13 protein-coding genes and 1 tRNA gene are annotated in these 14,438 nt (G+C 63.9%); 8 read left to right on the top strand and 6 right to left on the bottom strand.

What is annotated here, in order from left to right:
- Positions 1-133: 133 nt before the first annotated feature.
- Positions 134-2,791: a DNA topoisomerase III gene (locus M3I53_RS29685; protein WP_254319371.1), complete on the top strand. Its 2,658-nt coding sequence runs from the start codon at positions 134-136 to the stop codon at positions 2,789-2,791.
- Between the two features lie 114 nt (positions 2,792-2,905).
- Here M3I53_RS29685 and M3I53_RS29680 read toward each other — a convergent pair whose 3' ends face one another.
- Entirely contained in the window at positions 2,906-4,015 is a 1,110-nt protein-coding gene (locus M3I53_RS29680; RefSeq protein WP_254319370.1) for a LysR family transcriptional regulator, read from the bottom strand.
- On the opposite strand from M3I53_RS29680, the gene M3I53_RS29675 reads away from it, so the two are divergent.
- Entirely contained in the window at positions 4,014-4,184 is a 171-nt protein-coding gene (locus M3I53_RS29675; protein ID WP_254319369.1) for a hypothetical protein, read from the top strand. The genes M3I53_RS29680 and M3I53_RS29675 overlap by 2 nt on opposite strands.
- Positions 4,185-4,331: 147 nt before the next feature.
- Here the strand turns inward: M3I53_RS29675 and M3I53_RS29670 are convergent, their stop codons facing one another.
- Complete coding sequence (locus M3I53_RS29670; RefSeq protein WP_254319368.1) at positions 4,332-6,182, bottom strand: phosphoenolpyruvate carboxykinase (GTP); 1,851 nt, start codon at positions 6,180-6,182, stop codon at positions 4,332-4,334.
- Between the two features lie 425 nt (positions 6,183-6,607).
- Between M3I53_RS29670 and M3I53_RS29665 the strand changes: the two genes are divergently transcribed.
- Complete coding sequence (locus M3I53_RS29665) at positions 6,608-7,621, top strand: D-2-hydroxyacid dehydrogenase family protein (protein WP_254319367.1); 1,014 nt, start codon at positions 6,608-6,610, stop codon at positions 7,619-7,621.
- A gap of 72 nt (positions 7,622-7,693) precedes the next feature.
- Here M3I53_RS29665 and M3I53_RS29660 read toward each other — a convergent pair whose 3' ends face one another.
- Positions 7,694-8,572 (bottom strand): patatin-like phospholipase family protein, encoded by an 879-nt coding sequence (locus M3I53_RS29660; RefSeq protein ID WP_254319366.1) that lies wholly within the window; start codon positions 8,570-8,572, stop codon positions 7,694-7,696.
- A gap of 48 nt (positions 8,573-8,620) precedes the next feature.
- Positions 8,621-9,025, bottom strand: coding sequence for a PaaI family thioesterase (locus tag M3I53_RS29655; protein ID WP_028203232.1), 405 nt, complete (start codon positions 9,023-9,025; stop codon positions 8,621-8,623).
- 278 nt (positions 9,026-9,303) lie between these two features.
- Here M3I53_RS29655 and M3I53_RS29650 point away from each other — a divergent pair.
- Positions 9,304-9,379: transfer RNA gene (locus tag M3I53_RS29650), tRNA-Lys, on the top strand.
- Between the two features lie 70 nt (positions 9,380-9,449).
- On the opposite strand, the gene M3I53_RS29645 is transcribed toward M3I53_RS29650, so the two are convergent.
- The gene (locus M3I53_RS29645) at positions 9,450-9,707 is read right to left on the bottom strand and encodes a hypothetical protein (RefSeq protein ID WP_051481331.1); all 258 of its coding nucleotides are present in this window, start codon (positions 9,705-9,707) and stop codon (positions 9,450-9,452) included.
- A gap of 333 nt (positions 9,708-10,040) precedes the next feature.
- Positions 10,041-10,235, bottom strand: coding sequence for a hypothetical protein (locus tag M3I53_RS29640; protein ID WP_069264575.1), 195 nt, complete (start codon positions 10,233-10,235; stop codon positions 10,041-10,043).
- Positions 10,236-10,553: 318 nt separating this feature from the next.
- Here M3I53_RS29640 and adh point away from each other — a divergent pair, with 318 nt between their 5' ends.
- The 4 genes from adh (at position 10,554) to M3I53_RS29620 (ending at position 14,393) form a co-directional block, all read left to right on the top strand.
- Positions 10,554-12,074, top strand: a complete 1,521-nt coding sequence (gene adh, locus M3I53_RS29635; protein WP_254319365.1) for an aldehyde dehydrogenase — start codon at positions 10,554-10,556, stop codon at positions 12,072-12,074.
- 102 nt (positions 12,075-12,176) lie between these two features.
- Positions 12,177-12,557 (top strand): DUF779 domain-containing protein, encoded by a 381-nt coding sequence (locus M3I53_RS29630; RefSeq protein ID WP_254319364.1) that lies wholly within the window; start codon positions 12,177-12,179, stop codon positions 12,555-12,557.
- Positions 12,558-12,660: 103 nt separating this feature from the next.
- Positions 12,661-13,140, top strand: a complete 480-nt coding sequence (locus M3I53_RS29625; protein WP_254319363.1) for a GyrI-like domain-containing protein — start codon at positions 12,661-12,663, stop codon at positions 13,138-13,140.
- A 581-nt stretch (positions 13,141-13,721) separates the two neighbouring features.
- Positions 13,722-14,393, top strand: coding sequence for a SagB/ThcOx family dehydrogenase (locus tag M3I53_RS29620; RefSeq protein ID WP_254319362.1), 672 nt, complete (start codon positions 13,722-13,724; stop codon positions 14,391-14,393).
- Positions 14,394-14,438 lie beyond the last annotated feature (45 nt).

The following is a 14,438-nucleotide window of genomic DNA, read 5'->3' as shown; positions in this document are numbered from 1 at the left end:
CGCGCCATGTGCTATAAAGCGGTCGAGAACGGCCCCCCGAGCGGGGCAGCAACGCCGGGCATCGAGCCCAAGCGCCCATTCAGGCGGCATCGGCCCCGGGGGCGCCAACCGGAACACCCACAAGCAACCAGTCATGTCCAAAGCTCTGATCATCGCCGAGAAGCCATCCGTCGCGAACGACATCGCGCGTGCGCTGGGCGGTTTTACCAAGCATGACGAGTACTACGAGAGCGACGACTACGTGCTCTCGTCGGCGGTCGGCCATCTGCTGGAAATCGCAGCGCCGGAAGAATACGAGGTCAAGCGCGGCAAGTGGAGCTTCGCTCACCTGCCCGTGATCCCGCCGCACTTCGACCTGAACCCGATCGCCAAGAGCGAATCGCGGCTCAAGGTCCTCAACAAACTGATGAAGCGCAAGGACGTCACGCAGCTCATCAACGCCTGCGACGCGGGGCGCGAGGGCGAGCTGATCTTCCGCCTCATCGCGCAGCACGCGAAGGCAAAGCAGCCGGTCCAGCGCCTGTGGCTCCAGTCGATGACTCCGCAGGCGATCCGCGACGGCTTCGCGAATCTGCGCAGCGACCACGACATGCAGCCGCTCGCCGACGCCGCCCGCTGCCGCTCGGAAGCCGACTGGCTCGTCGGCATCAACGGCACGCGCGCAATGACCGCCTTCAACAGCAAGGGCGGCGGCTTCTTCCTCACCACGGTGGGCCGCGTTCAGACGCCAACCTTGTCGATCGTCGTCGAACGCGAAGAGAAAATCCGCCGTTTCATCCCGCGCGATTATTGGGAAGTGCGTGCCGAGTTCGTCTGCGCAGGCGGCTTCTATGAGGGCCGCTGGTACGACCCGAAATTCAAGAGGGACGAGTTCGACCCGGAAAAGCGCGACTCGCGCCTCTGGAGCCTGCCGGCCGCCGAGACCATCGTCGCGGCCTGCCATGGCCGCGAAGGCACGGTCAGCGAAGAATCGAAGCCGTCCACCCAGCTCTCGCCCGCGCTATTCGACCTGACGAGCCTGCAGCGCGAAGCCAACGGCCGCTTCGGCTTTTCGGCCAAGAACACGCTCGGCCTCGCCCAGGCGCTGTACGAAAAGCACAAAGTGCTCACCTACCCGCGTACCGATGCGCGCGCGCTGCCCGAGGACTATCTCGAAACGGTCAAGCACACGCTCGAGATGCTCAAGGAGAGCAACAACTACCTGCCGCACGCCAAGCAGGTGCTCGACAAGGGCTGGGTGAAGCCGAACAAGCGCATTTTCGACAACTCGAAGATCAGCGACCACTTCGCCATCATCCCCACGCTGCAGGCGCCGAAGTCGCTCTCGGAGCCCGAGCAGAAGCTGTACGACCTCGTCGTGAAGCGCTTCCTCGCCGTTTTCTTCCCGGCGGCTGAATATCGCGTCACCACGCGCATCACCGAAGTCGCCGGACATCACTTCAAGACCGAAGGCAAGGTGCTGGTCGAGCCGGGCTGGCTGCAAGTCTATGGCCGCGACGCGGGCGGCGACGACGCCAACCTCGTGCCGGTGAAGAAGGACGAGAAGGTCAAGACCGACAAGATCGCGGCGCACCAGCTCGTGACCAAGCCGCCCGCGCGCTACAACGAAGCGACGCTGCTCTCGGCCATGGAGGGCGCGGGCAAGCTCGTGGACGACGAAGAGCTGCGCGAGGCCATGGCCGCCAAGGGCCTGGGCACGCCGGCCACGCGCGCGGCGATCATCGAAGGTCTGCTCGGCGAAAAGTATCTCGTGCGCGAAGGCCGCGAACTGATCCCGACGGCCAAGGCGTTCCAGCTCATGACGCTGTTGCGCGGTCTCGGCGTGGAGGAACTCACCGCGCCCGAACTCACCGGCGAATGGGAGTACAAGCTTGCGCAGATGGAGCGCGGCAGGCTCCCGCGCGACGCGTTCATGCAGGAAATCGCCCGCATGACGCAGACCATCGTGAAGCGCGCGAAGGAATACGACTCGGATACGATCCCCGGCGACTACGCGACGCTGCAAACGCCGTGTCCGAATTGCGGCGGCCAGGTGAAGGAAAACTACCGCCGCTTCGCCTGCACGAAGTGCGAGTTCTCGATCTCGAAGATTCCGGGCGGCCGTCAGTTCGAAATCCCCGAAGTCGAAGAACTGCTGCAGAACAAGACGATCGGTCCGCTCTCGGGCTTCCGCAGCAAGATGGGCCGGCCGTTCTCGGCCATCCTCAAGCTCTCGTTCGACGACGAAATCAAGAACTACAAGCTCGAGTTCGATTTCGGCCAGGACTCTGGCGCCGAAGACGGCGAAGCGCCCGACTTCTCGCAACAGGAGCCGGTGGGCGCGTGCCCGAAGTGCAAGGGACGCGTGTACGAGCATGGCATGAGCTACGTGTGCGAGCACTCGGTCGCGAATCCGAAGACTTGCGACTTCCGCTCGGGCAAGGTGATCCTGCAGCAGGAGATCGCGCGCGACCAGATGGCGAAGCTGCTGGCTGAAGGCCGCACCGACTTGCTGACGAACTTCAAGTCGTCGCGTACGGGCCGCAACTTCAAGGCTTTCCTCGTCAAGCAGCCGGACGGCAAGATCGGCTTTGAGTTCGAGAAGAAGGAGCCGAGCGCGAAGACGGCGGCCAAGACGGCCGCGAAGAAGTCGACCGCTGCGGCTGAGGCAACGAACGAGGCCGCGAACGACGCGGGGCAGTCGGCTGAAGAAGGCAAGGCGAAGCCCGCGCGCAAGACGGCGGCCGCCAAAGCCGCCCCGGCGCGCAAGACCGCCGCCCGCAAGACGCCGGCGCGCAAGACGGGGTCGTAAAACGCTCCTGGCGTGGGCCGTCGCCGGCCCGCCGCCCGCTCCCAGCACGCAAAAAGGCGCTGCTTCTCACGAAGCTGCGCCTTTTTTATCGCCCGATGAACGGCAATATTGGCCTTATAACGGCGAAATCGCCGAAGTGCGGGTACGCGCCGCTGAAGCGCGCGCGGCCTTCGGCGCGCGCTCGCCGTCCCTGCCGTCGCGCTCGCCGTCGTGCAGCGTTGCGCCCGGCGCAGGCTGCACGCCATCGTAGTCGTCGCTCGCAACACCATTGCGCGCCGCCAGGGCGGGGCGCGCGAGACCATCCTTGACCCACTGCTCGCCGAGCTGGCTGTTCGGCGTCTGGCTGAAATGCTCGACGAGATGGTCGATGAACGTGCGCACCTTGGCCGGCAGGTGACGCCGGCTCGGATACGCGACGTTGATCTCCACCTGCGGCAGACGATAGTCGCCAAGCAGCCGCACAAGGCGCCCGCGCGTCATGTCGCGGCCGATCAGGTAGCTCGGCAGGATCGCGATGCCCATGCCGAGCAGCGCGAACTGACGCAGCATCTCGGTGTTGTTCGCCACGATCACGTTGGTCGGGCGCACGCGGATCTCGCCGTCCGGACCCGTGAACACGCGCTCGTCACCCCAGTACTCGGAGGGCAGCGAGAGGCTCGGGTGCTCCATGAGGTGCTCGGGGCGGGTGGGCGTGCCGTGCTTTTCGAGGTACGCGGGCGTGGCGCACACCGTCATGCAACCCGTGGTGAGGCGGCGCGTGACGATGCTGGCGCTGCGCATCTGGCGCGCGGTGACGACGCCCAGATCGAAGCCCTCTTCGACGAGATCGACCTGACGGTCCACCAGCGTGACGTCGGGAATGACCTGCGGATAGCGCTGCGTGTAGGTCTGCAGCACCGGCGCGAGGTTGTGGAGCCCGAACACGACCGGCGCGACGATGCGCAGCGTGCCGACAGGTTCGTGATTGCGCGCGACGACCATCTGTTCGACATCCTCGAGCTCATCGAGGATCTGGCGGGCGCGCTCGAGATAAACCTGACCCGATTCGGTCAGGGAGAGACTGCGGGTCGTGCGATTGAGCAGACGCGTGCCGAGTCGACCTTCCAGGTCGGCAACATGCCGCGTCGCTACCGCGTTGGAGATATCCATCGCAGAGGCGGCCCGGGCGAAACTGCCCAGGTCGGCCACTTTGACGAATACTCGCATCGACTGCAAATGATCCATGAGACAACTCCTGCCTGTTGCTACCCCGCTGTCAATCAGCGGAGGAAACCGCGAATTCTCCTACGACAGCGGAAATCCTGCAGAAGTTGCCTCCGAAGCCCTTATTTTCTTTGTGAATTCTTCGACTGCACCCCAAAATGCATCAACAGAGGTCGTATTGTTACTGTGAACGAAACAATTTTGCGCGATGCAGCGAAATAGGCGATCGAACGCTGAACAGACGGGGCTGTGCAATGCACCAACGCATTCGACCCTGAAAATAAAAAATGGCCGCCCGTAGGCGGCCATTTAGTTAGCGAGCGCTCACATCACCGAGTTACAGCCGCCTTTCCAGCGTCTCGCGAGCGTCCTTCAAGACTTGCGGCAAGCCATGAGCGAGTTTGTCGAACAGTTCGGCGTGCAGCGCGAGTTCGGCGCGCCAGGCGTCGGCGTCGACCGAAATCACCTGTTCGAACTGCGCCTCGCTAAAGTCCAGGCCACTCCAGTCGAGATCGCCGTAGCGCGGGGAGACGCCGAATGCGTGCTCGTCGCCCGTGGCCTTGCCTTCGATGCGGCGCACCATCCACTCGAGCACGCGCATGTTTTCGCCGAAGCCCGGCCACACGAACTTGCCATCCGGCCCCTTGCGGAACCAGTTCACGCAGAAGATGCGCGGCACCGTCGCGCCGGCCTTCGAAAGGCGTTCGCCCACGTCGAGCCAATGGCCGAAGTAGTCGGCCATGTTGTAGCCGCAGAACGGCAGCATCGCGAACGGATCGCGCCGCACGACGCCCTGCTGCCCAGCGGCCGCGGCCGTGGTCTCGGAGCCCATGGTCGCGGCCATGTACACGCCCTCGGTCCAGTCGCGCGCCTCGGTCACGAGCGGCACCGTGGTCGAGCGGCGGCCGCCGAAGATGAACGCATCGATGGCCACGCCCTTGGGGTTCTCCCACTCGGGATCGATCGACGGGCACTGCGACGCGGGCGCCGTAAAGCGCGCGTTCGGATGCGCGGCCTTGCGGCCAGTTTCCTTGCCGATGGCGGGCGTCCAGTCGTTGCCGAGCCAGTCGATCGCGTGCGCGGGCGGCTCGTCGGTCATGCCTTCCCACCAGACGTCGCCGTCGTCGGTGAGCGCGACGTTCGTGAAGATCACGTTCTCCCTGAGCGTCGCCATGGCGTTGAAATTGGTCTTCTCACCGGTGCCCGGCGCCACGCCGAAGTAGCCGGCCTCCGGATTGATCGCGTAGAGACGGCCATCGGGGCCGGGCTTGATCCAGGCGATATCGTCGCCGATCGTGGTGATTTCCCAGCCGTTCATGGCGGGCGGCGGAATCAGCATGGCGAAGTTGGTCTTGCCGCACGCCGACGGGAACGCCGCCGCGACATGGTACTTTCGGCCTTCCGGCGAACGCACGCCGAGAATCAGCATGTGCTCGGCGAGCCAGCCTTCGTCGCGGCCCATGGTCGAAGCGATGCGCAGCGCGAAGCACTTCTTGCCGAGCAGCGCATTGCCGCCGTAACCCGAGCCGTAGCTCCAGATCTCGCGGCTTTGCGGGAAGTGGACGATGTACTTCGTCTTGTTGCACGGCCACGGCACGTCCTTTTCGCCCGCGGCGAGCGGCGCGCCCACGCTGTGCACGCATGGCACGAACGGGCCGTCTTCGCCGAGCACGTCGTACACGGCGCGGCCCATGCGCGTCATGATGCGCATGTTCACGGCCACGTAGGGGCTATCGGAAAGCTCCACGCCGATATGCGCGATGGGCGAGCCGAGCGGGCCCATCGAGAACGGCACGACATACATCGTGCGGCCGCGCATCGAGCCTGCGAACAGGCCGTCGAGCGTCGCGCGCATTTCGGCAGGCGCGACCCAGTTGTTGGTGGGGCCGACGTCCTCTTTGTTGGGCGAGCAGATAAAGGTGCGGTCTTCGACGCGCGCGACGTCCGAGGGATCGGAGCACGCGAGATACGAATTCGGGCGCTTCTGCGGATTGAGGCGGCGCATCGTGCCGGCTTCGACCATCTGCGCACACAGGCGGTCGTATTCCTCCTGGGAGCCGTCGCACCAGACGACGCGATCCGGCTGCGTCTGCGCTGCGATTTTCTGCACCCAGTCGATCAGTTTCCGGTGCCGGACCCAAGCGGGCACCTGTGCGGCGGCCTGGGCTTGGTAATCGGGATGGTTCATCGAGCTGTCTCCGTTTTTAGGGCTGTAAAAGGGATCGGCCCTTTTCAACGCTGCACGCGAGAGGCGCAACTCATGCGAACCGGATGTCGATGCAGATCGACAATGCGAATCGGTCCGCGCAGTTGGGCAGGTCGTCAAGGTCCTTTAACCTGGGGGTTCGAAACCGTCTGTAAAGCGGCTTGCATCGAAGCCCGACAAGCTGTTAAAAGGTGCAAATTCGCGGCTGATTACCGCGGCAAAATCCTGCGCGCGTAGCCTCGGGCTTGCGCAATTGCAATGCCTGCTGCCGCTCGCGGCGAGCGACGTGAAGGCTCCCTGTATTCATACCAGCCTTCCCGGCGCTGCATAGTGGGATAACCACCAGATGAACACCGAAGTCGCGCTACGAAAGGCGCGATGCAACACACGCAAAACAACCCGCTGCCATGAAAATTGCCATCCTTGACGACTACCAGGACGCCGTCCGCAAGCTCGACTGCTTTCAACTGCTCGCCGACCACGAGGTCAAGGTTTTCAACAACACGGTGCGCGGCCTCGGCCAGCTCGCCAGCCGCCTCGCCGAAGTCGACGCGCTCGTCCTGATTCGCGAACGCACGCGCATCACCTCGCAACTGCTCGACAAGCTCCCGCATCTGCGCATGATCAGCCAGACGGGCAAGGCCGGTCCGCACATCGACATCGAGGCCTGCACCGAGCGCGGCATCGCCGTACTCGAAGGCACCGGTTCGCCCGTCGCGCCCGCTGAACTCACGTGGGCGCTCATCATGGCCGCGCAGCGCCGCATTCCGCAGTACGTCGCCAACCTCAAGCAGGGGGCGTGGCAGCAGTCGGGCCTCAAGACCTCGGCGATGCCGCCCAACTTCGGTCTCGGCCAGGTGATGCGCGGCCAGACGCTCGGCATCTGGGGCTACGGCAAGATCGGCCGGCTCGTGGCCGGCTACGGCAAGGCTTTCGGCATGCGCGTGCTGGTGTGGGGCCGCGAGCATTCGCTCGAAGCAGCGCGCGCCGACGGTTACGAAGCCGCTTCAAGCCGCGAGGCGCTGTTCGAGGAGAGCGACGTGCTGTCGCTCCATCTGCGCCTGCACGATGACACTCGCGGGATCGTCAAGCAGGAAGATCTGCTGCGCATGAAGCCCACGTCGCTGCTCGTCAACACGAGCCGCGCGGAGCTGATGGAAGAAAACGCGCTGCTCGGCGCGCTTTCGCACAACCGGCCGGGCATGGTCGCGATCGACGTGTACGAAAGCGAGCCCATCCTGCAGGGCTACAGCCTGCTGCGCATGGAAAACGTGATCTGCACGCCGCACATCGGCTATGTGGAGCGCGAGAGCTACGAGCTGTACTTCGGCGGGGCGTTCCGCAACATCCTCGCTTTCGACGCGGGCGATCACGTGAGCGTCGCGAACCCCGAAGCGCTGCAGGGCGGCCGCCGCAAGTAAGCGCGGCTGGACGGGCGGCGCGCGCCGCCCTTCGTGCGTCTTTCCGGTTGCGTTTGATCCGGCCGCGTGCGCTCAGGCGTTCGCGGCCGCTTCCATGACCTCGGGCAAACGCGCGAGGAAACGCTCGCCGTCCACGCGGCCGAGGTTGTAGGCATGCTGCATCTGCTGCGGGCTCGTGTAGTCCCAGCTCGAGATCGGCACCCTGGCCGACGGCTGCACGTAAAGGCGCTGCTGCACCCCCTGCGCCGCCCGATGCCGCACCACGAACATCTGCGGACGCGGATAGAGCCGCGTCACCATCACCAGCACACGGCCCGGCGTGTCGTCGAGCGCGCCGACCGGCACGTTGTCGACCATACCGCCATCGAGCACGGGACGGCCGTCGCGCCGCAGCACGGGCGTGAACGGCGGCGTGCATGACGACTGGAGGATGAGATCGGCCAGATCCTCCACGCTCGCGCATTCCTGCGCCGTCACGAACTCCGGATGAAACCCGAGCCTGCGCCCGAGCGTCGGATGCAGCGTCTTGCGGATGTGCTTTTCGATGTTGTACGCGATGAGACCCGCCGCCACGGCGCTGCGCGCGCCGAGCCAGCGCGGCACATGCGACACGCCGATGCGGATCTCAGGCGCGTCCTGGAGCCGCGTGAACGGCTCGCCGTAGATGTCGAGCAGCGCCTGGCGATAGATGCGGTAATGCGGAAACACCGACTCGCCGCGCAGCAGATTGCCCCAATAGGCGTTGCGCTTGTTGTGGCGCAGCGCATCTTCGTAATAGCGCATGACCCAGTCGGCGTCGCGCGTGTAGAGCATGCACGCGGTGGCCGCGCCCGCCGAAATGCCCGTAATGACGCGCGGGCGAATGCGCAGTTCGGGCTGGACGATGTCCCAGAATCCCGCCTGCCACCAGCAGCGATTGCCGCCGCCGGCGAAAACCACCTGATCGAACATGCCTTCTGCGTCCTTCGAAGCGACCGAAACCGATCGGAAGCGCCAAGCTTAATCGAGCAGAGCGTAGGTCGAGGTCGCGTGAACCGCCATCCGGCCGTCTTCGTCGTAGAGTTCTATTTCACCGAACACCAGATTACGGCCCATGCGCAGCACGCGCGCCGTCACGAGCACGTCGCCTTTGCGCACCGCGCGCATGAAATTCGTGTTCAGCGCGACGGTCGTCATGGGCTTGAAGCCGCCGAGCGCGGCCGTGATCGCGACGATCATGGCCGTATCCGCCGCCGCCATGAATACCTGCCCGCAGATCACGCCGCCCGAATGGCGCAGTTCTCCGGAAAACGGCAGGCGCAAGGTGGCGCTGTCTTCCGAGACTTCGACGGGCTTCATCCCGAGCGCGCGCACCCACGGGGCCAGCACGCGCTCCAGCAGCGCGTCGATTGCATTGTCGTCCATCGTTTGCCTTTGTGGATTGCCGTGCGACGTTTCCAGCCGATTGCAGCCAACCTCGGCCAGCTTGGGCTTCGGGGAACAGGCGGTGCACAGCGACTGGCTTGGTAACCTAGTTTGACCCAGCAGTGGCGACATCATACCGGGACAGCACGGCGCCCGTGGTAAAGGCACAAAAGCCCCACGCAGACGGGGCTTACGCCGCATCGACAAACTATTTTCAGATAATCTGCAGAAGGGGCTTGCCAAGCCAAAAAAAGTCCTGCATAATCTTTCTTCTGTTGGGGGCGTTAGCTCAGTTGGTAGAGCAGCGGACTCTTAATCCGTAGGTCGAGTGTTCGAGTCACTCACGCCCCACCAGCGAATTCAGCCAAAAAGCCCGATCCTTGCGATCGGGCTTTTTGCATTTCTCCGCGGCCACTGGCCTGAATTACTTCACGCGCCTGACGTGACGCGAGGCCTGCTTCGGACGCGGCAGCCAGCGGCCGAGCGCCTCGAAGCCGTCGAGCTGGCGCAGCAGCGTGTCGACGGTCGAAAGCTGGACGTGAGTCAGATGGTTTTGCTTCAAAAGCGCATGCAGGCGCTTGCGCCAGTACGCGACACCCATCACCGGCATTTCGAAATCGCCAGCCAGCGACGGCGGCATCACGCGCGCGATGTGCGCGATTTCCTGTTCGACGAATGTCATGGCTTTCCCCGTTGGTCCCGCCGTGGTTTCTTATCGTATGAAGTACTGTAGGACGCTCCGGGGCGCTCGCCAGCCTACCCGTATGGATAGGTAACAAATAGTCCGACTAAATTGGGGATGGACGCCGCTGAAACCGACGCCTGGCCGCCCGCTTTTCGCGCTTCGCCGTTCGCCGGCGGGCCAGTCATTCACTTTCCAGGCTTGCCAGGTCCGTAACGGCATCGACGGCGAAAAACTTCGGAATCCAGACAATCGAACTCCGATCCACCCGTCTCGCTTTTCGGACCATTTTCAGCGTCACGCTCGCGACCCGGATCCTCTAACCGCCAGCGCTCAGAGGAACGGCTTGCCGTCCACCTGTTCATAGACGACGTTGCCGTCGTCGTCTTCGAACTGCTCCAGATAGTTACGGGCACCACACAGCGGACACCGGAACAAGGGCCCCTGCCCTTCGTTCTTGATCACGACCTCGCTCTGTTCCCACGGGGTGCCGCACGACTGGTTGCGGCAAACGAATGTACTCGACATGCAAACTCTCCTGACTGTTACGGGTGCAAAGCCTACCGCAAGTGCGGCCCGCGCGCCGCAAATCTCCGACTCCCGCCGCAATTACGCTCCCAGGCTGTTCACTTCCTGAGCAGTTGGCCGCCCTTCTGTTCCGGGCTGACGCAATCCTTTCTCCGACCTGAAGGCTCGCACGCAGCGCATTCGCGCGGCATGCACACGCTGGGGCGCGACTGCCTGGCGGCGCGCCGCGCTGGCATGGTTCTCGCGTTAGCGTGCCGCGGTAGCGCGGCCTCGCCGCATCCATCCAGATCGAGATCGAGAACACAGAGGAGCACGCAGATGAATCACGCGGACATGCAATTCCTGACCACCGAATTCCCGTACAAGAAGCAGTATGGCAACTTCATCGGCGGCGAGTGGGTCGCGCCGCTCGGCGGCGAGTATTTCGACGATATTTCTCCGATCACCGGCCACGCGTTCACGTCCATCCCGCGCTCGCGCGAAGCCGACATCGAACTCGCGCTCGACGCCGCGCACAAAGCGAAGGCGGCATGGGGCAAGACCTCGCCCACCGAGCGCGCCAACATTCTCAATCGCATTGCCGATCGCATCGAGCAGAACCTCCACAAGCTCGCGGTGGCCGAGACCATCGACAACGGCAAGCCGCTGCGCGAAACGCTCGCCGCCGACATCCCGCTCGCCGCCGACCACTTCCGCTATTTCGCGGGCTGCGTGCGCGCGCAGGAAGGCGGCATCTCCGAGATCGATCACGATACGGTCGCGTATCACTTCCATGAGCCGCTCGGCGTGGTCGGCCAGATCATTCCGTGGAACTTCCCGATTCTCATGGCCGCGTGGAAGCTCGCGCCGGCGCTCGCGGCCGGCAACTGCGTGGTGCTCAAGCCCGCCGAGCAGACGCCCGCGTCGTTCCTCGTGCTCACCGAACTGATCCAGGACCTGCTGCCGGCCGGCGTGCTCAACGTGGTGAACGGTTTCGGCCTCGAAGCCGGCAAGCCGCTCGCCTCGAACAAGCGCATCGCCAAGATCGCCTTCACGGGCGAAACCACCACGGGCCGCCTCATCATGCAGTACGCGAGCCAGAACATCATTCCCGTGACGCTGGAGCTGGGCGGCAAGAGCCCGAACATCTTCTTCGCCGACGTGCTCGACCACGACGACAGCTATTTCGACAAGGCGCTCGAAGGCTTCGCGATGTTCGCGCTCAACCAGGGCGAAGTGTGCACATGCCCGTCGCGCGTGCTCATCGACGAGAAGATCTATGACCGCTTCATGGAGCGCGCTCTCAAGCGCGTAGCGGCGATCCAGCAAGGCCACCCGCTCGACACGAAGACGATGATCGGCGCGCAGGCCTCGCAGGAGCAGCTCGAGAAAATCCTCTCGTATATCGACCTCGGCAAGCAGGAAGGCGCGCAATGCCTGATTGGCGGCGAGCGCAACAGCCTCGCCGGCGAACTCGGCGAGGGCTATTACGTGAAGCCCACTGTCTTGCGCGGCCACAACAAGATGCGCATCTTCCAGGAAGAGATTTTCGGACCCGTGGTGTCCGTCACCACCTTCAAGACCGAAGAGGAAGCACTGGAAATCGCCAACGACACGCTCTACGGCCTCGGCGCAGGCGTGTGGACGCGCGACGGTACGCGTGCGTACCGCTTCGGCCGCGCGATCCAGGCGGGGCGCGTGTGGACGAACTGCTACCACGCTTACCCGGCGCACGCGGCGTTCGGCGGCTACAAGCAGTCGGGCATCGGGCGCGAGAACCACAAGATGATGCTCGACCACTACCAGCAGACGAAGAACCTGCTCGTGAGCTATAGCGAGCAGCCGCTCGGGTTCTTCTGACCGCACGGTGCACCCGGCGCGTCGCGCGCGGCGTCTTGCGGCCCTGAGGCCGCAGCTGCGCGCGACGCCTCCTTCATTGCACCTTGAGAGGAGCGTCACGACATGGTCGAACGCGTTACCGCCACGCCGGCCGCGCTCGCGCTGATCGAGCAGTTGGCGCGCGAGCACGGGTCCCTGCTCTTTCACCAGTCGGGCGGCTGCTGCGACGGCAGCGCGCCCATGTGCTTTCCCGTGGGCGAGTTCATGATCGGCAATGCCGACGTTCAGTTGGGCGAAATCGGCGGGATGCCGTTCTATATGACCCAGGCGCAGTTTGAATACTGGCAGCACACCCAGCTCATCATCGACGCCGTGCCAGGCAACGGCGGCATGTTTTCGCTCGAACGACCCACGGGTCTGCGCTTTCTCACGCGCTCGCGGCTCTACGACGACGAAGAGAACGCGTGGCTCGCGGCGTATCCGGTGAAGCGCGTGAGCTTGTGACGCTCGAGCGCCCGGCACGCCAGGGGCGTCGCGCGGAGCGCGGTGCTATCTTGGTTCGCAGGCGCTGCGCAATCGCGCGCCCATCGCACCAGGAGACGCCATCATGCAAAACCACGACGTGAAACTCCTCACTCTCGAGCCGATGGACCTGCTCGCCGTCAGCCACGTGGGTCCGTACATGAAGATCGGCGATGCGTTCTACACGCTCGCGCAATGGCTCGGCGAGCGCAACGTGCGCACGTCGGGCTCGAAGATGGTGGGCATCTACTACGACGATCCCAATACGGTCGCCGAGTCGAAGCTGCGCTCGAAAGCGGCGCTGCATCTGGGGCACGAAACCGACGTGGAAATCGTGGCGCCGGTTGAAAAGTTCCAGCTGCGCGGCGGCGAGCACGCAATGGTGCTGTACAAGGGGCCGTATCAGGGGTTGGGCCAGGTATGGATGTGGTTTTACAACGAAGGGCTGAATAAGCTCGGACGCACGCCCGACTTTTCGGCGCCTTCGTTCGAGGTTTATCTGAATACGCCCGATGAGGCGGCGCCGGACGACTTGAAGACGGAGCTTTATATCCCGCTCGCATGAGGGATGCGATCCGCACGGTTTGAACGATGCCGCCGGGCCATCTTACAGCGGCATCTTCGTTTCCGATGCGAGGGTTCTAAGGTTTTAAAAACGTATGTATACGTAAACGTAGTAATAGTTAACAAGCCCCTGGGTATTCTGTGGATAACCCCGGAAAACCATTGAGTAAACAGGGCTGTGGAAAAACCATAACCTTGCGGACGTTAACGGAACAACACGAGGCAGCTGCTGGCAACTTTTCCACAGTTTGCGTGCAGACGAAGTTATCCAAGATTCATGCACAGTGATTTCCAGGGGTTTTCCGGTGGTTATCCGCTGGGGGCTGTGGATAGTGCAGGACGTGAATTTCCGCTGTCTTCCCCACGCAAAAATGGCGCCTTCAAAGGCGCTTTTTCGCTGCTGTAAATCGCGATGTTGAATCGGACCTCGCAATCTCGAATTTACGGTCTATAACTTCTGCGAGTGGGCCAGTGTCGACTATTGTTCAAATTGCGCCATGGTCCGGGTGTCGCTCGAAAAGGTGAAATAGTGAGAATCGCGAAGGCCATCGAGGCCTGCTCCGTCACTCATGGAGGCTCCGGATGAAACGCCGTGAACTGCTGGCCGCGCTGGCTGCGGGCGCAATGACCCAGGTTTCCACCGGCCAGGCGCGGGAGAGCCCGGCGAAGTACACCGATGAGATCGCACTGCCCAAGCCCAAAGTCTCCGGCACGGTCTCTCTCGAGGATGCCATCCAGCGGCGCAGGTCTGCGCGCAGGTTCAGGTCCGACGCGCTGCCTGTCGAGACCATCGGCCAACTGCTGTGGGCCGGCCAGGGCGTGACCAGCCCGGACGGCAAGCGCGCGGCGCCTTCGGCCGGCGCTTTGTTTGCGCTTGAACTCTACATGGTGACCGCCGCAGAGGTGATGCACTACGTGCCTCAAGGCCACCGCGCGCAGACGCGAGCGACGCCCGACATGCGCCCCAGGCTGCAAGCGCTTGCACTCAACCAGGCGTCTGTCGGGGCGGCGCCAGCCTTGATCGTGGTGGCTGCCGATCCCGGCCGGCTCAAGCAGCGGTATGGGGGGAGAGCCGGTGTCTATAGCGACCTCGAGGCCGGACACGCCGCCCAGAACATGCTGCTGCAGGCCGTCGCGCTCGGGCTTGTCACTGTGCCCGTGGGCGCCGTCGATGGGCCGCAGGCAGCCAGGGCGCTCGATTTGCCTGCCGGCCAGAGCGTCGTCTATGTCATCCCGGTGGGCTTCGCGGCTTGACTTGCGGCGTGAGGCCGTACAAAAACAAACGCCCGGGAAACCGGG

Source organism: Paraburkholderia sp. CNPSo 3272 (assembly GCF_024206495.1).
In the GTDB taxonomy this organism is placed as follows: Bacteria; Pseudomonadota; Gammaproteobacteria; order Burkholderiales; family Burkholderiaceae; genus Paraburkholderia.
Note: the sequence above shows the minus strand (reverse complement) of the source record. Positions and strands in the feature narration are given on the sequence as shown.

Coding starts and splice junctions, on each gene's coding strand:
- M3I53_RS29685 (WP_254319371.1), top strand. CDS start 134: ATGTCCAAAGCTCTGATCATCGCCGAGAAGCCATCCGTCGCGAACGAC.
- M3I53_RS29675 (WP_254319369.1), top strand. CDS start 4,014: ATGAGACAACTCCTGCCTGTTGCTACCCCGCTGTCAATCAGCGGAGGA.
- M3I53_RS29680 (WP_254319370.1), bottom strand. CDS start 4,015: ATGGATCATTTGCAGTCGATGCGAGTATTCGTCAAAGTGGCCGACCTG.
- M3I53_RS29670 (WP_254319368.1), bottom strand. CDS start 6,182: ATGAACCATCCCGATTACCAAGCCCAGGCCGCCGCACAGGTGCCCGCT.
- M3I53_RS29665 (WP_254319367.1), top strand. CDS start 6,608: ATGAAAATTGCCATCCTTGACGACTACCAGGACGCCGTCCGCAAGCTC.
- M3I53_RS29660 (WP_254319366.1), bottom strand. CDS start 8,572: ATGTTCGATCAGGTGGTTTTCGCCGGCGGCGGCAATCGCTGCTGGTGG.
- M3I53_RS29655 (WP_028203232.1), bottom strand. CDS start 9,025: ATGGACGACAATGCAATCGACGCGCTGCTGGAGCGCGTGCTGGCCCCG.
- M3I53_RS29645 (WP_051481331.1), bottom strand. CDS start 9,707: ATGACATTCGTCGAACAGGAAATCGCGCACATCGCGCGCGTGATGCCG.
- M3I53_RS29640 (WP_069264575.1), bottom strand. CDS start 10,235: ATGTCGAGTACATTCGTTTGCCGCAACCAGTCGTGCGGCACCCCGTGG.
- adh (WP_254319365.1), top strand. CDS start 10,554: ATGAATCACGCGGACATGCAATTCCTGACCACCGAATTCCCGTACAAG.
- M3I53_RS29630 (WP_254319364.1), top strand. CDS start 12,177: ATGGTCGAACGCGTTACCGCCACGCCGGCCGCGCTCGCGCTGATCGAG.
- M3I53_RS29625 (WP_254319363.1), top strand. CDS start 12,661: ATGCAAAACCACGACGTGAAACTCCTCACTCTCGAGCCGATGGACCTG.
- M3I53_RS29620 (WP_254319362.1), top strand. CDS start 13,722: ATGAAACGCCGTGAACTGCTGGCCGCGCTGGCTGCGGGCGCAATGACC.